We start from the raw sequence: 20,979 nt of genomic DNA on the forward strand, positions 1-20,979 counted from the left end.
TCAGCGCGTTGCTGGCGGAACGCTGCGTGGGCGGGACGGGGCTGGCGACTGCGGCGTCGGATCGACCGGCCGGTTGCCATCGCCAAAGACTTCCCTGGCAATTGCGCCAATGCCGCCAAGCGAACCGATGAGAGAGCTTGCCTCAAGCGGCATCAACACGACCTTCTGGTTCTTGGCGCTCGCGATATTGCTCAGGGCTTCGGTGTATTTTTGCGCGACGAAGTAATTGAGCGCCTGCACATTGCCATTGGAGACAGCTTCGGAAACCATGGTCGTGGCTTTCGCCTCGGCCTCGGCAAGACGCTCGCGTGCCTCCGCCTCGCGCTTGGCCGCTTCCAGCTTGCCTTCTGCTTCGAGAATCTGCGACTGCTTCTGGCCTTCGGCGCGCAGAATCTGCGCGTTGCGGTCGCCTTCCGCTTCCAGAACCTGTGCGCGCTTGTCGCGCTCGGCCTTCATCTGGCGGGCCATTGAAGTCACTATGTCTGCCGGCGGGTTGATATCCTTGATTTCCACGCGGGTCATCTTGATGCCCCACGGATGGGCGGCCTCGTCGACGACACGCAGCAGGCGGTCATTGATCGCATCGCGGTTGGAAAGAAGCTCGTCGAGGTCCATCGAACCCATGACGGTACGAATGTTCGTCATGGTCAGGTTGAGGATTGCATATTGGAGGTTGGCGACCTGATAGGCCGCCTGAGCCGCATTCAGCACCTGATAGAATGCCACGCCGTCGACGCCGACGATGGCATTGTCGCGGGTGATGACTTCCTGCGTCGGGACATCCAGCACCTGCTCCATCATGTTGAGGCGGGCGCCGATGCGGTCGAAAAACGGCACGATCAGATTGAGGCCGGGATTGAGGGTACGCGTGTAGCGGCCGAACCGCTCGACCGTATAATTAAAACCCTGCGGCACGGTCTTGATGCCGGCAAACAGTGTCGCCAGAACCAGCGCGGCCAGAATGAGTAACGTGATATCGAAACCGGTCATTGTTTTTCCTTAAGGCAATAGGGCAGTAGGGCAATAAGGCAGTAGGCGGAATCTAGCACAGATCGGAACATACTGCCTTACTGCCCTATTGCCTTACTCCCTTCAATCTAGACCCAACCCTGCAATTCGCGACGTACCAGCGTCTCGATCACTTTCATGCCGTCCTCGCCGTCATTGAGACAAGGAATGTGGCTGAAATTCTCGCCGCCATTTTCAAGAAATTCTTCGGCTGCTTCGTTGCCGATCTCATCCACCGTTTCCAGGCAGTCGGCAACGAACCCCGGATTGAGGACGGCCATCGACTTCACCCCGTGCTTGGCCAATTCCTCCACCGTTTCGTCCGTATAGGGCTGGAGCCATTCTTCAGGCCCGAAACGCGACTGGAAGGTGGAACGAAACTGGCTATCATCCAAACCCAGCCGCGCCTGCAGCAGGCGTGATGTTTCAAGGCATTGCTGGCGGTAGGGATCGCCCTTGTCCGAATAGCTTTTCGGAATGCCGTGATAGGAAGCGAGGATCACTTCCGGCTTGAAGGAAAGCGTTTCCAGATGCTTCTCGATGGAACGTGCCAGCGCCTCGATATAGACCGGTTCCGCTTCATAGGATGGCACGATGCGCACTGCTGGCTGGAAGCGCTTCTTCATGAGCGCTTCGAAGAACTTGTCGTTCACCGTCGCGGTGGTCGTCGCCGAATATTGCGGGTAGAGCGGGAACATGACGATCCGCTCGCAACCCTGCTCCAGCAGGCGGTCGGTGACGCTTTCAATGGACGGCTGGCCGTAACGCATCGCCCAATCCACCACCACATTGGGATATTCAGCGAGCGCCCCGGCAAGTTTCTCACCCTGCGCGCGGGTATAGGTCCGCAAGGGAGATTCGTTCTTCTCGCGATTCCAGATGCGGTCGTAAAGCCTGCCAGACCGTTTCGGGCGGGTGTTGAGAACGATGCCGTAAAGAATCGGGTACCAGATCAGGCGCGGCCATTCGATGACGCGGCGATCCGAGAGAAACTCGGCCAGATAGCGGCGCATCGGGCCATAACTCGTGCCATCCGGCGTGCCGAGATTGACCAGCAGAACACCAACTTTCGGCAGCTTTCCTTGCGCCTCCGGTCTGGTTGTCTGGTTGGGCTTCTCCTGCACTTTGTCCATCTCACTCATCGTCCGACTCCTGTTCAGCCGGAAAACTAGAGAAAAAAAGACAAATTACAATCCTGACAATTGCCGCTGGCGAAATTCTATCGGCGCGGGTGTTGCCCGCGCCGTCATTATTCGAGATTTACGCGAAATATCCGCTGCTTAACCGGCTGCGCGACGCGTGAGGGAGAAGCGCGAGCCCGACGAGGACGTGCAGTTCAGCTGCGTCGGCGAGACGAGGGCGCAGTTTACCTTCGACGAGGTGCCGCGCACGATGGAGCGCATGTCGATTTCAACAAGCTGTGGCGACTGATAACGATAGTTGCCTTCGGCAAGCTTTTCGTTCGTGTCGGTGGCGCGGGTCTCGAAAATGCCGCCATTGAAGGACGAAACGATGCCGTTGGGATCGACCCAGCTGCCTTCGATGCCAGCCGGCGCGCGGGAGACGACCGGGACATTGCCGCCGACCGGTCCAGTCGTTTCGCACGCTGCCAACGCCAGCGACATGACTGCAAGAGGGGCAATGATGCGGAAGCGTTTCATATCCATGCTCTCCATTAGAGCATTCCGAGCCAGAACCGTAGCTTAGCTGGCATCTGAAATGCGTAACCAGATATTTAGAGCGGTATCAACGATACCGTGCTGATGGGAACCGCTCGGGATGATTAGTTTGATGTATGGAAACTTGCACGAAAACAAGTCCTCAATGCGAGGAATAGGTGCCGGGCTTGTCGATTTGTTAGCAATGATGCAAGATCGCCGCGCCCGGCAAAGGGTGCGCCGGGTCCTTCTGCTTCGCGATTACGACCCCAAAACGAGCATGACGGATATCGCCAGCATGACGGTTGCGATGACCGACGACGTTGCAAGCATGCGGTGGAGATAGCGCCCGGCCGCACTATTGCTCCTGAACGAGGCTTTGGACGCAAGGGATTTCGCTATCTGATAAAGAACGAGATAGACGACAATCGAGATCAGTCCGATTGTCCATCCAAGCCGTACCATTGGCTCAGGGTGACCGGGGACGCCCAGAATCCAGGGCAGAACGAGCAGCCCGCAGATCAGAGCCACCAGATCGGGAAACCGGCTTGCGATCAGCCTCGTCATGTTGCGGGCAGAGAGGGACAGACGCCTATCCTCATGGAATGGCCCGGTCGAAACCGGGCCGGTTCAATCAACGCACCAGAATATTGCGGAACTGCCATGGGTCCTTGGTATCGAGATCTTCCTTGAACAGGTGGCCGCGACCTTCCAGCGGCGTCCAGTCGGTGTAATAGCCCTTCACGGGGCCCAGATACTGCATCTGGACTTCAAGGCAGCGGCGGTAATCCATTTCGTCCGTCTCGACGATCCCGCTCTGCGGATTTTCCAGTGCCCAGACCATGCCAGCCAGAACGGCGGAGGAAACCTGCAGGCCGGTTGCGTTCTGATAGGGCGCAAGTTTGCGCGCCTCCTCGACAGTCAGTTGCGAGCCATACCAATAGGCATTCTTGTCGTGGCCATAAAGCAGCACGCCGAGCTCATCGCTGCCATCGAGAATTTCATGCTCTTCAAGCACATGCTGCACCGGCTGCGCTTTGCCGCCCGCACCGAACATTTCGTCAAGCGCCAGAATGGCGTCGTTGCTGGGGTGATACGCGTAATGGCAGGTCAGGCGGAAGTCGAGCTTGCCCTTCTTGTCGCGCAGCGTGAAAAAATCGGCGATGGAAATTGCTTCATTATGGGTGACCAGCAGGCCATATTGCGCGCCGAGCGTCGGGCACCAGGTGCGGATGCGGGTATTGCCGCCGGGCTGCTCGAGGAAAATCGCGGCCTTGTTGCCCTTCTTCTGCTTGCGGGCGTTCTTGGGCATCCATTTTTCGTGGCTGCCCCAGCCGAGTTCCGCCGGTTGCAGGCCTTCGGCAATAAAGCCCTCGACGGACCACGTGTTCCAGAAAGTGTTGAAGGGCTTGGGCTCCTTGGCGCGCTGAGTGTCACGCTCCGCGATATGGATGCCCTTGACACCAGCCTTCTTCATCAGTTTCGCCCAGCCGTGACGGTCATCCGCCGCCGGTTCGGTGAAATCGAGCTTCAGATCGGTCGCGAGGTCGACAAGCGCTTTCTTGACGAACCAGGAAACCATGCCCGGATTGGCGCCGCAGCAGGAAACCGCGGTCGTTCCGCCGGGGTTCTTGCGCTTTTCAGCGCGGACTGTTTCGCGCAGCGCGTAATTGGTGCGCGAGGCATTGTCGGCTTTTTCATCGAAATAAAAGCCGAGCCAGGGTTCCACCACCGTGTCGATATAAAGCGCGCCATGCTCGCGGGCGTAACGCATCAGATCGAGCGATCCGGTATCGACCGAAAGATTGACGACGAAGGGCTGGCCCTCCGTTCCCTTCAGAAGGGGACCGAGAACCTTCTTGTAATTTTCTTTGGTGATCGCTTCCTTGAGGTAACGGATGCCCTTGTCGTCGAGGATCTTGCGGTTGGCTTCGCTCGGATCGATCACGACCATGCGGGATTTGTCGAATTTGAAATGACGTTCAATCAGCGGCAGGGTACCGCGCCCGATCGACCCGAAGCCGATCATGATGACAGGGCCAGTTATCTCGCCATAGACTTGCCATTTCGCTTTCGCCATTTTCTTCCTCTCAGATGCCGCAGAATTGCGGTCAGATTATCACCCGCTTTAGCTGATGTGCCGGAACGATAACACAACTTCATAGAAAGAAAGAAACGTCACAAGGCTATGACATCAATACATGTTTAATGGATATTAGGATTTCAGAGGTCGACAAGCTTTGCGCGGATCATGCCGCGCAACGAATTGCCGACAAGAATGTTGCGCGCGTTTTTCAGCGTCTCGACGGTCACGATACCTTCTTCAACGACGTTGTCGTTCAGCAATTCACGTCGCAGCACCCCGTCGAGCAGGCCGCATGAAAGCGCGGGCGTCATGCAGGCCGCGCCGCCGATATCGAGAAATATCGACGTGATCGTGCCTTCGCAGACCTCGCCCCGATCATTGAGCAGGATGACTTCGTCAATCTCTGCGGGCGAATATTCCTCGCGAGCCGCGATATAGGCCTGCCGCCGGGTCGTCTTGTGGCGCAACAGGGGATCGTTGTGATTGAGATGCGTGCGGGCTATCGCAACCCGCCATATCGTCTGGGACGGCAACGGTTCGTAGGGAGCGCTCGAGACAGTGGCGACACCGTCCGGAGCGAGCGTCAGCCGCAGTTTCAAGGCCTGTTCGCCAGCCCCGGCTTCCGCGACCTTCTGCCGAATGGCTTCCATGTTGCAGGCAAAGCCGAGTTCACGGGCGGAATTCTCAAGGCGCGCCATGTGCAGGTCGAAGCGCAGAATGCCGGAGAGCGGTTCCGAGCGCATCGTTTCGATCAGTTGATAATCGGGTTCCATCGTCACGGCTTGCGCCCCTTGTGGCTCGACAGTGCCGCGAACCGTGCTTTCAGAAGACATTCCTCGTACTCCGCTTGCGCCGTGGAATCGAAGACCACACCGCCCCCGACATTGAAGATCGCACGATTTTCATCCAGAAGCGAGATCGTACGAATGGCAACGTTGAAACGCATGCGTCCGCCCGGCTCGATCCAGCCGAGCGACCCGCAATAGATGTCGCGCGGCCCGGTCTCCAGTTTACGCAGGATTTCCATGGCGCTGATCTTGGGCGCGCCGGTGATCGACCCGCACGGGAAGAGGGCAGCAAAAAGCGAGCGCAGCGGCAGGTTCTCTTTCAGACGGGCGCGCACACGGCTGATCATCTGATGGACGGTGGGATAGGTTTCGACGCGGAAAAGTTCCGGCACGTCGAGCGAGCCAACCTCGCTGACGAGCGAAATGTCGTTGCGAAGAAGATCGACGATCATGCGGTTTTCAGCCTGATTCTTCGGATCGTTCAGCAGGAACTGGCGGTTTTGCTCGTCTTCTTCAGGCGTGGCACCGCGCGGCATGGTGCCTTTCATCGGGTGGGTCTCGATCCATCCATCGCCATCGACCTCGAAGAAAAGTTCAGGCGAGCGCGACAGGATGATCGGTCCGCACAGATCGCAATAGGTGGCGTAGCGAACCGGCTGACGCTTCGCAAGCATGTTGAACAGGACCAGGGGATCGCCGCCCCATTCCGCGTGGATGGGAAAGGTGAGGTTGCCCTGATAGCAATCGCCTTCGCGTAAGTGCCGGTGCAAGCGCTCGAAACGCGGCGCATAGTCATCGAACGACCATTGCGCGACCGGATTGCACAGGAAGGTGGCCAGGGAGGCGGCGTTGTCTTCGCTGCGACCGTGCATCCGTTCATCGGATGGGCCGTCGAATACGCCGAAGCAGAGAAGCGGCGCCTTGCGTCCTTCGGGCAGAAGCGGCTCGAGCTTGGGTTCTAGAAAATAGCCGGCTTCATAGGAAAGATAGCCCGCAAGCCATCTTCCGGCCTCGTGCGCTTCTTGCATTGCATCCCATGCAGGCTCGAATTCATCCGGCGTGTCGGCACGGATGATCAATGAAGGGGCCGCGAAAAGCACGTCGCGGCCCGCCTTGTCGTCTCGAAAGAGAATGAGCGGTTTGTTACCCGTTCGGGTCACTGTCGCCTCAGTCTTCCATGGCTTCAAGCTCGTCAATAATGCCTTCGATCACCGACAGGCCCTTGCTCCAGAAATCGGGATCGCTCGCATCAAGACCGAATGGCGCCAGCAATTCCTTGTGGTGTTTGGTGCCCCCAGCCTTCAGCATGTCGAAATATTTCTCCTGGAAGCCCTTTTCCGAGTTCTGGTAAACCGCATAAAGCGAGTTCACCAGGCAGTCACCGAAAGCATAGGCATAGACATAGAACGGCGAGTGGATGAAATGCGGGATATAGGTCCAGAAGGTCTCGTAACCCGGATTGAGATTGACGGCATCGCCAAGGCTTTCGCGCTGCACATCCATCCAGATTTCGCCGATGTGCTCAGCCGTCAGCTCGCCTTCGCGCCGTTCGGTGTGGACGCGACGTTCGAACTGGTAGAAGGCGATCTGGCGCACGACCGTGTTGATCATGTCTTCGGCCTTCTGGGCCAGCATGGCCTTGCGTTCACGCTTGTCCTGTGTAGCGGCCAGAAGCGAGCGGAAAGTCAGCATTTCGCCGAACACGGATGCGGTTTCAGCGAGCGTCAGCGGCGTTGAAGCCATCAGAGCACCCTGGCTGCCCGCCAGAACCTGATGTACCCCATGGCCCAATTCGTGCGCCAGCGTCATCACATCGCGCGGCTTGCCCATATAGTTGAGCAGCACATAGGGATGCGCCGACGGAACCGTCGGGTGCGCGAATGCGCCCGGTGCCTTGCCGGGGCGGACCGGCGCATCGATCCAGTTCTTGTCGAAGAACTTCTTCGCGATCTCGGCCATTTCCGGGGCGAAGTTGCCATAGGCGGAAAGCACCGTTTCGCGTGCATCGTCCCATGGGATCAGCGCCTGCGGCGTTTCCGGCAATGGTGCGTTGCGATCCCAGTTCTCAAGCTTTTCAAGGCCGAGCCATTTGGCTTTCAGGGCGTAATAGCGGTGCGAAAGACGCGGATAGGCGTCTTCCACCGCCTTTGCCAGAGCATCCACAACGTCGCGCTCCACGCGGTTGGCAAGGTGGCGGCTGTCGGCGATGTCCTGAAAACCGCGCCAGCGATCGGAGATTTCCTTGTCCTTGGCCAGCGTGTTGGTGATCAGCGTGAAAGTGCGCAGATTGGCTGCGAAAGTCTTTGCCAGCGCTTCCGATGCCTTCCTGCGCACAGCGCCATCGGCGTCCTGAAGCATGTTCAGGGTCGGCTCGATGCTGAGTTCCTTGCCATCGATTTCAAACCGAAGTCCCGACATGGTTTCATCGAACAGCCGGTTCCAGGCGCTATAGCCCGTGATCGACTTTTCATGGAAGAGCTGCTCCAGCTTGTCGTCGAGCTGGTAAGGCTTGTCCAGGCGCAGATCGGTCAGCCATGGGCGGTAATGACCGATTGCCGCATTGTCGTTCATAGCCTTTTCGAGAACGGCGTCCTCGATGCGGTTCAGTTCGAGACCGAAGAAAATGAGATGCGTGCTGGCGTCGGTCAGCTTTTGCTGCGTGTCGCCGAAAAGCTTCATGCGCTTCGGATCTGTGGTGTCGCCGTAATAATAGAGGCCGGCGAAAGAGCCGATACGGCCCATCAGCTCGTCCAGAGCCTCGAATTCCTTGATTGCATCGGCAAAGTTACCGCCATTTGGCTTGGCCGCTTCTTCGCCGAGTTTGCCTTTCCAGCGCTCCTCGAAGGCCGCTGCATCCTTTATGGCTTTTTCAATATCGTTTTTCAGTTCCGGGCTGTCGGCAGACGGATAAAGATCGCCCAGATTCCATTCCGGCAGGTTGCCGAGATCAGCCTTTTCGGCCGCAGCCGCATCGCCGGCAGGCGTATGCGAAGCTTTGTTGAAGAAAACGGATTCTGAAAAACGGGTCATGAACATTCTCCAAGAGCATTTCCAGAAAAAGTGCGAAGCGGCTTTTCGTCGGATAATGCGTACAAACAAAGAGAGAGCGCGGCTCCGCGATCCGGCGCTGACCGGAGCCGCTCTGTCAGGCTCCTTCTCGCACGTCTTGTCAGGATCGCCAAGAGGTGGGAAAAGGGCTTCGATCATTTGTGATGGCCCCCCGATCAGGCCGCTGGATAAGCGGATGGTTGAAGCAGGGAGTGGATTCAGGATACAAATTTTGTGAAATGGGACACCGAGGCACATTTTAGTACCTTGCATTCGCTGAAGGCTTGGCACCAAATAACGCGCCTAGAATATGAGACATTTAAACTGTTTAAGTATTTCGGGCGCGGGAACTCCATAGGTAATGATAACGGTTAATGGCCACGCGCATTCTCATAGCGGATGACGATCCGATCCAACGACGCAATCTGGAAGCGGTAGTCATGCGCATGGGCTATCGGACCATCCTGGCGGATGGCGGGGCCAGCGCACTCAGCTTCGTCAGCCAGCGCAAGGACATTGTGCTGATGCTGCTCGATCTTTCCATGCCGGATATGGATGGCCTGACCGTTTTGCGGCGCATGCGTGAAGCCGGAAATAGCGTGCCGGTGATCGTTCTCGTCCAGAACGATGATCTCCAGCCGGTTCTCCAGGCTATGAAAATGGGCGCGGTCGACTTCGTGACCAAGCCGGTCGCCTTCGAGCGCGTTCAGGTTTCCGTTTCCAATGTGTTGAAGATCGATGCGCTGACGCAGGAAATCCGCCGCGCGCGTTCCTCTCTGAAGGCTCATCTGACGCTTTCCGACATGGCGATCAAGAGCCCCGAAATGGAGCGGGTCGGGATTCTGGCGCGTCGGGCTTCGGCGCTGGATGCGCCGCTTCTGATCGAGGGAGAGCCCGGCAGCGGCAAGGAGACGCTGGCGCGCGCCATTTGCAGCGGCAGTGTCCGCTGGCGCGGCCCTTTCGTGACCGTCGATTGCCGCACCCTGACGGTGGATAATGCCGACGAGGTTTTTTTCGGCGTTTCGACAGCACGGCGCGACCGTCGCGATGGCGATGCCCTGCGCAGCCTTGGAAAGCTTGCGGAAGCCGATGGCGGCACGCTTTTCCTTGACGAAGTCGGCGCGCTGCCCCGCCACACGCAGATCAAGCTTTTTGCCGCAATGCAATCGGGCCAGTTCGAAAGCGGCGGCGAGCGCACGCTTTCCAATGCGCGCATCATGGCGTCGAACAGCCGTCCGCTGGCCGATCTCGTCGATATGGGACGTTTTCATGCCGGGCTTTATCATCTGCTCGGCTCCTTTGCGGTAGCCATGCCGCCCCTACGCAATCGTCCGGAAGATATTCCGATCCTGCTGCATCAGTTCATGATGCGCTTTGTCAGCGAAGAGCGCATGGGACATATCACCGGCATCACCACCCATGCGCTGGAAAAGCTGAAGGCCTATCATTGGCCCGGCAATGTGCGGGAACTGAAAAATGCCGTTTACCGTGCGGTGATCCTCTGCGACACTGGCGAGCTGACAGCGGGTGATTTCGCGCAGATAGGTGCGGGCAGCGAGGCCATGAGGCCTGCACAGCAATCCGCCCGGTTCAACCTTGTCGATCAGGATCCAGGCGTGACTTCGGCCGGTCTGTTCAGTGGAATAGACGGAGCGGGCGAGGTTCGCACGCTTGCCGCAGCCGAGGAGGAAATGATCCGGTTCGCCATCGCTCATTATGACGGACAAATCAGTGAAGTGGCCCGGCGTCTGGGTATCGGAAGAACCACGCTTTACCGGAAGCTGAAGGAATATGGCATCGATGTGGCGTCGATTTCCGGCAAGGGATCAGGCGCCGAGGAAGAGGCAGGTATCACCCCTTTCAACCGCGTTGCGGGCTGATCGATCCGGCCTAACATATTGAATTTCAGTCATTTGTAATAGACATACTGTCGGTCCTCGCAGGTACTGTTGCGAATTAAAGACTGTTAATAATTTTTTAACCATGGCGAAAATAGATGCACGTGTGTGGCTTTTTTGCCATGGTGTTTCCTCATTTGTTGTTCACTAAGCGTCCATTAACCATTAAATCCGACAATCGGAGTTCAAGCGGAACTGGGACGCAGGCTTTTTGTGGCACCACAAAGAAAGCCCCGAGGGAAGCCTGGAGAATGCCTCTGGGGGCGGAAAACGGTAAGGCGATACGATTCGATGAACAGCATATCGACCATTAAAGCGCGCTTTGCGAAGGTTTGGACCGGAATAAAGGCCACGATGAAGGTATCTGTGTCCGCTCCGTCTGCCCTTGCCGTCGCTGCGGTTGTCCTGGCGCTGTCTCCTTCGCAGGCTTCGGCTGAAACCCGCTCTCTCAAGCTTTATTACGTTCATACCGGTGAAAAGGCCGAAATCGTCTTCAAGAGAAATGGTCGCTTCGATGCGCAGGGCTTGAAGAAGCTGAATGTTTTCCTGCGGGACTGGCGTCGTAACGAGCCTACCAAGATGGACCCGCGCCTGTTCGACCTGATCTGGCAGGTTTATCGCTCCACCGGTTCGAGCCAGTATATCACCGTCGTCTCCGCTTATCGTTCCCCGGCAACCAATGCCATGCTGCGTTCGCGTTCCGCCAACACCGGCGTTGCCAAGAAGAGCCAGCACATGCTTGGCCGCGCGATGGACTTCTACATTCCCGGCGTTCCCCTGGCCAAGCTGCGCGGCATCGGCATGCGCTACCAGATCGGCGGCGTCGGCTATTATCCGCGCTCCGGCTCACCCTTTGTCCATATGGATGTCGGCAATGTCCGTTCCTGGCCGCGCATGAGCCGCCGCGAACTGCTCGCGCTGTTCCCGGATGGCAAAACCGCCCACCTTCCCGCCGATGGCAAGCCATTGCCCGGTTATGAGCAGGCACTGGCCATGATCGAAAGGCGCAAGGCTGGTGGCGGCGAGGTCATGGTGGCCAGCAATACATCCCCACGCCGTAGCAAGAGCCTGTTCGGTGCACTGTTTGGTGGTGGTGCCGACGAAGAAGAGGAAAGCGGCGGTGAGGTGAGTGCTCCACCGGCATCCGCACGTCCTGCCCGCGCAGTGCCTGCGCGTCAGGCTCCGGCGGTTCCGGAAGAACCGGTCCAGCAGCCGCGGGAAACGATGATTGCCGCCTTGCCCGCCCGTGAGGCTCCGGTGCCGATGCAGGCGCCGCGTCCCGAAGCCGGGCTCGATGCCCAGGCGCAGGCCGCAGCCGAAGTTCCGGTGGCCGCGCTCAATGTTCCGATACCGGCTCGCAAGCCGGCGATGGCGCCGCAGGATGCCGTGGCGCTTGCCGCAGCCGAACCGGCCGCCGATGCTGCTGCCGCGGCTCGCGCCGCCGTGGCCGCGAACACGGTTCAGGTTGCCGAGGCCGGTACGCCTTCGCCGCTGATGAACGGTTTTGTGCCGGTGCCGTCGGCCCGTCCGCAGCTTGAGACGGATAATATGCAGCTTGCCGCCGCAGTGATCCCGTCAGCACGTCCGATGCGCCCGGGCGAAAAACCTGCCGCAAGCGGCCAGGATGCGATTGCCGCGCTGGTCAACAGCGAGCAGAACGAACCGACACAGGTTGCAGATGCTGGCACTGTAGCCGTGCCGCAGCCGGGCGAAACGGCAGCTTTCTCGCTGCCGAAGGAAGCGCCGCGCGCCAATACACAGCTTGCCCTGCTTTCCAAGAAGGATGAGATCGGTGAGCTGATCGCACCGCCTTCCGACGATTATTATGACAGCAAGCCGGTTGTAGACGCCGCACCGAAGCAGGCGCCGGCAGCTGTGCAGACGGCTTCTGTGGCCCGGACCGCGTCAGCCAAGGCGACTGCTACGGCTTCCGCCGCAGTCCAGAAGAAGGTCGCAGCGATTGGCAAGGCTGCCGAGACGGGCGTTCGCGCCACAGCAAAGGGCGGACGCTATATCGCCAAGGCCCAATCCACGCCGCGTGCGGTGGTTCAGCCTGCCGTAATGCCGACTTCGGAAGTTGCCCTGTCGGCGGAATCCGTTTCCAGCGCCGTACCGGTGACAAACCCGGTCCTCCGCAACGATGCGCTGCGTTCCGCACCGGCCATGGTCTACACGGCAGGTTTCCAGCCTGGCAATCTGCCTACCGAACGCGCCAACCAGTTCAGCGGCAATGCCGTTACCTTCCTGACGGTGGCCAAGTTCACGGAAACCAACTGATCGTCGGTCAGATCGAAACAATGCAAAAGAAAAAGGGCCCTGAAGGCCCCTTTTTATTTTCCCGTTTGGGCTCGCTCAGCCTTTCAGGCCAGCCGCTTCGCTCGCAAGCCGGGTAATCGCATCCCAGTCACCTGCCTCAACGAGTTCCTTCGGTGCAACCCACGAGCCGCCGACGCAGACAACGTTCGGCAGTGACAGGTAGTTTTTTGCATTGGCGAGGCTGATGCCGCCGGTTGGGCAGAAGACCGTTCCAGCCAGGGGTGAGGACAACGCCTTCAGGAACGATGCGCCGCCAGCCTGTTCAGCCGGGAAGAATTTCAGATGGGTGTAGCCTTCTTCGCGCAGCGCCAGCATCTCGCTCGGCGTGATGGCTGCGGGCAGCAGCGGCACGTCGCTGTCATTGGCGGCTGCAACGATATATTTGGTCGCGCCGGGGCTGACGATGAAGCGCGAACCCGCCTTCGCCGCATCCTCATATTGCTTGGCGTTGAGGATAGTGCCAGCGCCGACGATTGCTTCCGGCACTTCCGACGCCACTGCACGGATGGCGTCAAGCGCCGCAGCCGTGCGCAAGGTGATCTCGATAGCGGGCAATCCACCCTTGGCAAGCGCCCGTGCCAGCGGAACAGCATGTTCTACCCTGTCGATCAACAAAACCGGAATGACCGGCTGGCCTGTCATGATGGGAACGAGAAGGTCGGTTTTCTGGGACATCGGCTTGCTCGGCTGTTTGAGTGGATAAATCGATTTAAATCCCTGTCGGCAGTTTGTCCACCACCGAAAGTTACTGGTTCATGCGGCTCTTTTAAGCGTGTCGAGCTGTTTTTGCCAGCGCTGATAGGCTTCGGCCATCCGCTTGTCATATTCGTTGCGGGCAAAGGCAGGGCCATTATAGCGGCGGGCGAAATCGCGCCAGTTGCGGGCCTTCAACACTTCAAGAAGCTCCGCCTTTTCGATAAAGCGCAGCATCAGCCGCGCTTGCCCGGCAACCGACCCGCGTGCTTCCGCCACAAGATCGTCAACCGTCATGTAGCCAAGCCATTCCCAATGTGCGCCCATGACCTGTCCCAGCCCCCAGGAGGTGGATTCAAGCGCTGCCTTCTTGTTCAGGCCCATTGCCCGTTCAAGCAGAAGCCAGCGTTCGCCCTGCGATTTGGGATTGCGTATCCGCCCTGCAATGGGCGATGACAGGCCGTTGCTCCTTGCGTAATCGCGCAAGCGCCCGGATAGCCTGCGGTCGAAATAATGTCCCTCGAACCGGATGGCGGGTTCCTTGCCGCCATTGACGTTGTGAAGTGCGCGACCGCCGCTTTCCACTTCCGCGATCGCCAGCAAGGCCGCCGGTTCGATTTTCGCCTCCTTCGCCATCATTGTCAGGGCTGCAATCGTCTGGCTCTCGAACATCTATTGCTCCTCGAAAAGTTGATCTGCGAGGCCGATTTTGGGGCGACTTCGACGCAGGAGGATAAAGTTGACTTGAATTCGCCGTTTGCCGGGATTAGTTGCGAGGTGAATTTTCAAAGAAGACAGAACCGATGAGCAATTTGCCTTTCACCGTTGCCGCCCTTTATTGCTTTGCGCCGCTGCCGCAATATGAGAGCCTGCGCGAGCCGCTGGCTCAGCTTTGCTGCTCGAATGGCATCAAGGGAACGCTGCTTCTGGCGGCGGAAGGCATCAACGGGACGGTTGCGGGCACAGCCCAGGCGATTGAAAAGCTCGTGCAGCACATCACGGTCATTCCCGGCCTGGCAGAGCCCGAACTCAAATATTCCCATGCCAGCGAAATGCCGTTCCATCGCATGAAGGTGCGCTTGAAGCGCGAGATCGTCACCATGGGCGTCGAGGGCATCGACCCGTTGAAAAGCGTGGGCACCTATGTCGCGCCGCAGGACTGGAACGCCCTCATCGCGGATGAAGACACTGTCGTGGTCGATACGCGAAACGACTACGAATATGCCATAGGCACATTTGAAGGGGCGATCGATCCGCAGACCAAGACTTTTCGCGAGTTTCCCGAATGGGTCGAGCAGAACCGCGACAAGCTCGAAGGCAAGAAGATCGCCATGTTCTGCACCGGCGGCATTCGCTGCGAAAAGGCGACGGCCTTCGTCAAGGGGCTGGGCTTCGATGATGTCTTCCATCTCAAGGGCGGTATCCTGAAATATCTTGAAGAAGTCCCGCGTGAAGAAAGCATGTGGAACGGCGAATGCTTCGTGTTCGATGAGCGCGTGGCCGTTGGCCACGGCCTTGCTGAAAGCGACGTCGAACTCTGCCGCGCCTGCCGCCGTCCGATTTCGCCGGAAGACAAGCTTTCACAGTTTTTCGAGGAAGGCGTTTCCTGCGCCGGTTGTTATGACGAGCGGACGCCGGAAGATCGCGCCCGTTATGCGGAGCGCCAGAAGCAGGTAAAGCTTGCCGAGAAGCGCGGGGCGCACAAACATATCGGTAGCTGACGGCATTTTGCGGCAATGATCTATTGCCGCATATGCCCGCATAGGGCTGGTCAAACGGGTTTCACCGCATTATGGTGGCTCTGGTTCCGGAACGATCTGAATTCGTTACGGAATTTTGGGCGGCTTTTGCATGGACGCCCATGCATCAAGGGTTTGACGGCATCCGGGTCGCGTTTGCCTCCATCACACCCATCATCGCAAGTCAGGGCATGGAAATTTCCCATGTCCGAACAGAAACAGCGCCGGTTTTCCGGCGGATGATGGTTTGCCTGCTGTTGCAGGTGATATGGAGGATATTCATGAAGAAACTGATCGCCGCATTTCTCATCACTGTTGCTGCTGGTGCTGCCTCGGTTGCTCATGCTGCCGAAAAGGTGACCGTTTTCGCGGCCGCCAGCATGAAGGACGTTATCGAAGAAGCCGCCAGGCAGATGAAGGCCCGGGACGGCACCGAAGTGGTCGCGTCCTTTGCTTCTTCGTCGGTTCTGGCCAAGCAGATCGAGCAGGGCGCTCCGGCGCAGATTTTCATCTCCGCCGATCTCGACTGGATGGATTATGTCGAAAAGGCTGGTGCCATCGACAAGGCTTCGCGCAAGGTGATGGCAGGCAATGCGCTGGTGATCGCAACGCAGAAGGACACGCCGAAGGGCGAGGCCAAGGAGCTTTTGGGCGGTGGTCGTTTCGCCATGGGCGACCCATCGAACGTGCCGGCGGGCAAATACGGCAAGACGGCGCTGGAAAAGCTCGATATCTGGAAGGATGTCGAAAAGAATGCGGTCTTCGCCGAGAATGTGCGCGTTGCGCTGCAATATGTCAGCCGTGGCGAAGTCGGGGCGGCCATCGTCTATGCATCGGACCGTGCGGCGGCACCCGGACTGGTCGAAGCCTATCGGTTCCCGGCTGACAGTCATGCGCCGATCCTCTACCCCGCGGCGCTTGTAGCGAAAAACGAAACCGACGCCGCCAGGGCTTTCCTCGCTTTCCTTGAAAGCGATGCCGGTCAGGCGATCATCAAGGACAAGGGGTTCGTGGGCGCGTCGGAGGCTGCTGAATAAATGATCGCCAAAAATGATTGAGAGTAATGTCTGGCAGATTGTGTCTCTGTCGCTCCGGGTTGCCGGAATAGCCATTATTGTCGCTCTGCCGATTGCCTTTGTCGTCGCATGGATTCTTGCCCGGTTCAATTTTCCGGGCAAGTCTCTGGCGCAGGCTATCGTCACCATGCCGCTGGTTCTGCCCCCGGTGGTGACGGGCTATCTGCTTTTGATCCTGTTTGGCGCGCGGGGGGCGCTTGGCGCTCCCTTGCAGGAATGGTTCGGCCTTTCCTTTTCCTTTCGCTGGACGGGTGCTGCCCTTGCCGCCGGTGTGATGGCGTTTCCGCTGCTTGTCCGCCCGATCAGGCTTTCGATAGAAGGGCTTGACCGCGGGCTGGAGGAAGCTGCCCGCACGCTTGGTGCCAGCCGTTTCACCGCCTTTTTCACCGTCATTCTGCCGCCGCTTCTGCCCGGTGTGCTGGCAGGCGCCGTGCTTGGCTTTGCCAAGGCGCTGGGCGAGTTTGGCGCCACGATCACTTTCGTGTCCAACATTCCGGGCGAAACGCAGACCCTTTCGCTTGCCATCTATGCCCTGATGCAGACCCCATCCGGCGACGCGGAAGCATTCCGCCTGATTGCGATATCTGCTGCCATTTCAGTGGTTGCCGTGGTGCTGTCCGAATGGCTGCAGCGCAGGCTTGCGGGAGCAACGAAATGAGCGGGCTTGCTATTTCGATTAATGGCCGCAACGGCAAGTTCATTGTGGAAGCCGATTTCGCAGCCGATTGGGGCGTGACCGCTTTGTTCGGCCACTCCGGTGCGGGCAAGACGACGCTCCTGAAAATGATTGCCGGAACGCTTCGCCCCGAAAGCGGGCGTATCGCTGTTGGCGACTTCACGCTGTTCGATGCCGAAAGAGGCATAAACCTGCCGCCGGAAAAGCGCCGCATCGGCTATGTGTTTCAGGAGGCACGGCTTTTTCCGCATATGAGCGTCAAGCGCAACCTGACTTACGCGCGCTGGGCAGGCCGCAGGCAGGCGACGCGCAGCTTTGACGAAGTGGTGGCGCTGCTTGGCATTGGCCATCTTCTCGACAGGCGGCCATCGACGCTTTCGGGCGGTGAGCGTCAGCGTGTCGCCATCGGTCGCGCGCTTCTGTCCGATCCGGCGCTCCTGCTACTGGACGAGCCGCTTTCCTCGCTCGACCACGCGCGACGACAGGAAATCCTCCCTTTTATCGAACGTCTTCGTGATGAAAGCCATGTGCCGATCGTCTATGTGAGCCATGAGATCGATGAGGTGGCGCGGCTTGCCGACCAGATCGTGCTTCTGTCCGCTGGCCGGGTGACGGCAAGCGGTGCGGCGGCGGATGTGTTTCCGCTGATCGACGCCGAGGGCGAGGGCGGCGGCGTGCTGCTGGAAGGGACGGTTTCGTCCTATGACGAGCATTACAAGCTGGCGGAGATCGATCTTGGCGGCGCATCGTTTCAGCTCAGCGATGCGGGGCTGAAACGGGATATGCATGTGCGGCTGCGCGTGCGTGCGCGCGATGTTTCCATTGCCCGCAAGGCGCCGGAAGCGATCAGCATTCGCAACGTGCTGCCGGTGACGGTCACGGCCATCACGATGGATAGCGGTCCCAACGCCTATGTCGCGCTCGACTTCCGGGGGCGTCATCTGGTTGCGCAGCTGACGCGACGCTCGGTCGACGAACTGGCATTGCGCGCGGGTGATGAAGTGGTGGCGCTGGTGAAAGCCGTTTCGGTTGATCGCGCGGCCATTCGGGAAAAATGACACGGAAACAATAATCCGGTTTTCGTCCCGCTTCTTTTATGCTCCTGTCCGGTCGAATGGGAGAATTGGCATGACTGATTTGCAGAACTGGACGCCGCGTCCACAGCCGGAACGCAAAGTGCTTGAAGGCCGCTATGTGCGGCTGGAACCGCTGAACCCCGGAAAGCATGGTGACGAATTGTTTGCTGCTTCCTCGGTTGAGGATGCGGACCGGCGCTTTACCTGGCTGTTCGAAATTCCGCCTGCAACGCGCGACGAATTCGAGCCGTGGCTGGAAAAGGCGTCCAAAAGCGACGATCCGCTGTTTTTCGCCGTCATAGACAAGGCGAGCGGCAAGGTGGCGGGGCGGCAGGCGCTGATGCGCATAGATCCCGTCCATGGCGTCATCGAGATCGGCAGCATCTATTGGGGGCCGCAGATTTCGCGGAAACCCGCCGCCACGGAAGCGCAGTTCCTGTTCATGCAGTATATTTTCGATGAGCTTGGCTACCGCCGCTACGAATGGAAGTGCCACAATGAAAATGGGCCTTCCAAGCGTGCCGCCGAGCGTTTCGGGTTTCAGTTCGAGGGTGTATTCCGCCAGCATATGGTGGCCAAGGGCCGAAACCGCGATACGGCATGGTTTTCCATTCTCGACAGCGAATGGCCTGCCTTGAAGAAAGCCTATCAGGCATGGCTTGCACCGGAAAACTTTGATAGTGACGGCCAGCAGAAGAAGAAGCTGGAGGAGTTTCGTGACCGTGGATGAGCGCAAGAAGAGCAATCCGGCAATTGCCGCCGCCGTCATCCTGATCGGCTTCGGGGTGCTTGCCTATTTCGTGCCCAGCATCATGCTGGCGCTGGGCGAGCGCTCACAAATCGCGGCGATCATCTTCTCGATTGTCTTCGTTCTGGGCTTCTTCGCAATTTTCTGGCTGCGCTCGAAGCGGCAAAATAAAGATTAGAGCGCATCCCGAAAAGTGTGAAACGGTTTTCGGAAAAGATGCGCATCAAAACAAAGAGATAGAGCGCCGATCTGATTCACTCAGATCGAAACGCGCTCTAACTCACCAGCGAAGCGCTCAACAACAGCGCACCGGTCAGAGCGATGAACAGGGCGGCGGCCACCTCGATTGCCGCCTTCAGGCGACCCGACATGGCCTTGCTGCCCGCAAAGCGCAACGCCGTGTTCTTGGCGGTGACGGCCAGGGTGGCAAGAACAGCCACCGTGATGAACGTGCCGAAGGCCATCGCGAAGACCGAAAGCAGACCGCCAACCATCAAGCCATTCAAAAGCGCAAATGTCAGCACGATCAGCGCGCCCGAGCATGGGCGCAGGCCCACCGACAAAATCGCCGACCACGCCGTCTTCCAGTTGAAATCGTCGCCGAGCGTCGAAGGATCGGCAATATGGGCATTGCCGCATGCGGCGCACACGTCCCCTTCGCCGATGAAGATATGATCCGATGCAGCAGCGGTTGCGGGCTTGTAATTGAGCTTGACCGCGCTGCCGGTCGCAGCCGCGCGTGTGGCTTGCGAAATCGTACCCTGCCATGCCGGGCCGGAAGCCATTGCCGGCTCGGGCGCGGCGGCAAAGAGCGATGCGGTCGGGCCGGGGCCTGCATCCTCGCGCTTCCTGAAAAGCAGCGGCAGCTTGCGCGCCAGCAGCCAAAGGCCGAAAAACAGCACAAGCGCAAAACTGGCGATCTCCATGTAGCGCGCTGTCTGGTTCATCGAGATGCCGGTGCCGCGCAGCAGGAACCATGCGAGGCCGACGACGGCAATCGCCATGAGTGCCTGCAAAAGCGACGAAATGAACGAAAGGAAGATACCGCGCCGCAGCGCCGTTTCATTGGCGATCATATAGGACGAGATCACCGCCTTGCCGTGGCCCGGCCCCGCCGCATGAAAAATGCCATAAACGAAGGAAAGTCCAACGAGAACCGAAGCCTGCCATGGGTCTTCGCGCATGGCTTTCAGAGCGTTGGTCATGGCGAGATAGAAAGAGCGCTGCTGTTCGTTCATCCAGAGGATGATATGCGCGAAAGGCCCGGTCGGCTTCATCGCCACCTCATTCGCGCCGATACCGAGCGAGGACTGCGCATAGGCTTGCGCAACGATCATCGTAAGGCAGAGGGCCAGAACGAAGGCTGCCGCTTTTCTCATCAGCCGGTCTTTCCTTTCGGTTCGCAGTCTATCTCGAGACGGGTTGCAAATATCTTCGACATGTCCGTGCCCGTCGGATCGTTGAAAAAGGCATCGGTCAGTGTCGCCTGGTTCTGGGCAAGCGCCTCGTCCGGATCGGGACGGACAACCTTGGATGTGCAGCCTGCGGGCAGGCCCTTCACGATCAGGTCGCTGTCATTCATGTAATCGATGGCGGTATAGAAGGTCGGGTCATAGACACCGAAGCTGATCTTGTGACCCGCGGCAAGCTTCAACGGTTTGTCGGGCTTGCTGGTGAAGATGATGAGCAGGCGATTGTCCGTGAAATCAGCGGCAAGATCGGTCGGCCTTGCCATTTTCACATCCTTGCCATTGTCCAGAACGGTCTGGAAATATTTGAATTCGGCAATGGAGCCATTGATGACATGGCCAAGGTCGATCAACTCCTGTTTGTCGAGCTTGAGATCGCCATTCTTGTCGAATTCCATGAGGACGGTGGAGGAAAAAACGTCATCAAAGCGCCAGACATGGGCAAGCTGCTGCACCGTGCCGTCGGGCGATATGGAGAGTTCCAGCCGCGCCTCGGCAAAGACATGCGGGTGGGCAAGTGCAACCGTGGGCAAACAGCCCGCCAGCAATGCGATTGCTGCAGGCCGGATGAAACCGCGCTTGAACAAGGATGAAACCACCATCGAAAATTCCATTAGAACACGCTTATGCCCGAAGGCGGCGAAAGTGCGACGTCTCTGGAAAATCCAGAGCATGTTTCCCAAAAGTTTGACCCGGTTCG

Annotated in this window: 20 protein-coding genes; 8 read left to right on the top strand and 12 right to left on the bottom strand. The window is 58.6% G+C overall.

The genetic code is table 11. From position 1 onward, the window contains the following. From ABWW28_RS18545 to ABWW28_RS18580, 8 genes are all read right to left on the bottom strand, one after another. A complete protein-coding gene (locus tag ABWW28_RS18545; protein ID WP_021585319.1) occupies nt 1–990 on the bottom strand; it encodes an SPFH domain-containing protein in 990 nt (329 codons plus the stop codon). 107 nt (nt 991–1,097) lie between these two features. Continuing rightward, complete coding sequence (hemH, locus tag ABWW28_RS18550; RefSeq protein ID WP_121991078.1) at nt 1,098–2,150, bottom strand: ferrochelatase; 1,053 nt, start codon at nt 2,148–2,150, stop codon at nt 1,098–1,100. A gap of 138 nt (nt 2,151–2,288) precedes the next feature. Next, on the bottom strand, nt 2,289–2,669 hold the full coding sequence (omp10, locus tag ABWW28_RS18555) for an outer membrane lipoprotein Omp10 (protein ID WP_006473350.1): 381 nt from the start codon (nt 2,667–2,669) through the stop codon (nt 2,289–2,291). Between the two features lie 258 nt (nt 2,670–2,927). After that, on the bottom strand, nt 2,928–3,233 hold the full coding sequence (locus tag ABWW28_RS18560) for a hypothetical protein (protein ID WP_113342349.1): 306 nt from the start codon (nt 3,231–3,233) through the stop codon (nt 2,928–2,930). A 67-nt stretch (nt 3,234–3,300) separates the two neighbouring features. After that, nucleotides 3,301–4,746 (bottom strand): homospermidine synthase, encoded by a 1,446-nt coding sequence (locus ABWW28_RS18565; RefSeq protein WP_113342348.1) that lies wholly within the window; start codon nt 4,744–4,746, stop codon nt 3,301–3,303. Nucleotides 4,747–4,889: 143 nt separating this feature from the next. Next, nucleotides 4,890–5,585: an aminotransferase class IV family protein gene (locus tag ABWW28_RS18570; protein WP_006469469.1), complete on the bottom strand. Its 696-nt coding sequence runs from the start codon at nt 5,583–5,585 to the stop codon at nt 4,890–4,892. After that, on the bottom strand, nt 5,528–6,700 hold the full coding sequence (locus tag ABWW28_RS18575; protein WP_113342347.1) for an aminodeoxychorismate synthase component I: 1,173 nt from the start codon (nt 6,698–6,700) through the stop codon (nt 5,528–5,530). The genes ABWW28_RS18570 and ABWW28_RS18575 overlap by 58 nt, the downstream gene beginning before the upstream one ends. A gap of 7 nt (nt 6,701–6,707) precedes the next feature. Next, nucleotides 6,708–8,570: a M3 family oligoendopeptidase gene (locus ABWW28_RS18580; RefSeq protein ID WP_113342346.1), complete on the bottom strand. Its 1,863-nt coding sequence runs from the start codon at nt 8,568–8,570 to the stop codon at nt 6,708–6,710. Nucleotides 8,571–8,962: 392 nt separating this feature from the next. Here ABWW28_RS18580 and ABWW28_RS18585 point away from each other — a divergent pair, with 392 nt between their 5' ends. Then, nucleotides 8,963–10,468, top strand: coding sequence for a sigma-54-dependent transcriptional regulator (locus ABWW28_RS18585; RefSeq protein ID WP_113342345.1), 1,506 nt, complete (start codon nt 8,963–8,965; stop codon nt 10,466–10,468). A 309-nt stretch (nt 10,469–10,777) separates the two neighbouring features. Next, nucleotides 10,778–12,763, top strand: a complete 1,986-nt coding sequence (locus ABWW28_RS18590) for a peptidoglycan L,D-endopeptidase MepK (RefSeq protein ID WP_176588263.1) — start codon at nt 10,778–10,780, stop codon at nt 12,761–12,763. Between the two features lie 75 nt (nt 12,764–12,838). Here the strand turns inward: ABWW28_RS18590 and ABWW28_RS18595 are convergent, their stop codons facing one another. Then, a complete protein-coding gene (locus tag ABWW28_RS18595; protein ID WP_025091773.1) occupies nt 12,839–13,477 on the bottom strand; it encodes a 2-dehydro-3-deoxy-phosphogluconate aldolase in 639 nt (212 codons plus the stop codon). 78 nt (nt 13,478–13,555) lie between these two features. Next, the gene (locus ABWW28_RS18600) at nt 13,556–14,167 is read right to left on the bottom strand and encodes an N-acetylmuramidase family protein (protein ID WP_176588264.1); all 612 of its coding nucleotides are present in this window, start codon (nt 14,165–14,167) and stop codon (nt 13,556–13,558) included. A gap of 131 nt (nt 14,168–14,298) precedes the next feature. Here ABWW28_RS18600 and trhO point away from each other — a divergent pair, with 131 nt between their 5' ends. The 6 genes from trhO to ABWW28_RS18630 all read left to right on the top strand — a co-directional run bounded on the left by trhO (nt 14,299) and on the right by ABWW28_RS18630 (nt 18,988). Continuing rightward, on the top strand, nt 14,299–15,216 hold the full coding sequence (gene trhO, locus ABWW28_RS18605; RefSeq protein WP_176588265.1) for an oxygen-dependent tRNA uridine(34) hydroxylase TrhO: 918 nt from the start codon (nt 14,299–14,301) through the stop codon (nt 15,214–15,216). A 299-nt stretch (nt 15,217–15,515) separates the two neighbouring features. Continuing rightward, nucleotides 15,516–16,271: a molybdate ABC transporter substrate-binding protein gene (gene modA / locus ABWW28_RS18610; protein ID WP_176588266.1), complete on the top strand. Its 756-nt coding sequence runs from the start codon at nt 15,516–15,518 to the stop codon at nt 16,269–16,271. Nucleotides 16,272–16,284: 13 nt separating this feature from the next. After that, a complete protein-coding gene (modB, locus tag ABWW28_RS18615) occupies nt 16,285–16,968 on the top strand; it encodes a molybdate ABC transporter permease subunit (protein ID WP_113368727.1) in 684 nt (227 codons plus the stop codon). Beyond that, on the top strand, nt 16,965–18,044 hold the full coding sequence (modC, locus tag ABWW28_RS18620; protein ID WP_353391738.1) for a molybdenum ABC transporter ATP-binding protein: 1,080 nt from the start codon (nt 16,965–16,967) through the stop codon (nt 18,042–18,044). Before modB ends, modC begins: the two co-directional genes overlap by 4 nt. Before the next feature lie 70 nt (nt 18,045–18,114). Beyond that, nucleotides 18,115–18,792: a GNAT family N-acetyltransferase gene (locus ABWW28_RS18625; RefSeq protein WP_176588268.1), complete on the top strand. Its 678-nt coding sequence runs from the start codon at nt 18,115–18,117 to the stop codon at nt 18,790–18,792. Beyond that, nucleotides 18,779–18,988, top strand: a complete 210-nt coding sequence (locus ABWW28_RS18630; protein ID WP_176588269.1) for a hypothetical protein — start codon at nt 18,779–18,781, stop codon at nt 18,986–18,988. Before ABWW28_RS18625 ends, ABWW28_RS18630 begins: the two co-directional genes overlap by 14 nt. 97 nt (nt 18,989–19,085) lie before the next feature. On the opposite strand, the gene ABWW28_RS18635 is transcribed toward ABWW28_RS18630, so the two are convergent. Then, nucleotides 19,086–20,189 carry a nickel/cobalt transporter gene (locus tag ABWW28_RS18635; protein WP_176588270.1) on the bottom strand — a complete coding sequence of 368 codons (1,104 nt, stop codon included), beginning with the start codon at nt 20,187–20,189 and terminating at the stop codon, nt 19,086–19,088. Beyond that, the gene (locus tag ABWW28_RS18640; RefSeq protein WP_176588271.1) at nt 20,189–20,893 is read right to left on the bottom strand and encodes a DUF1007 family protein; all 705 of its coding nucleotides are present in this window, start codon (nt 20,891–20,893) and stop codon (nt 20,189–20,191) included. The genes ABWW28_RS18635 and ABWW28_RS18640 overlap by 1 nt, the downstream gene beginning before the upstream one ends. Between the last annotated feature and the right edge of the window lie 86 nt (nt 20,894–20,979).

This window comes from Brucella sp. NBRC 14130, assembly GCF_040371715.1.
Taxonomy (GTDB): Bacteria; Pseudomonadota; Alphaproteobacteria; order Rhizobiales; family Rhizobiaceae; genus Brucella; species Brucella intermedia.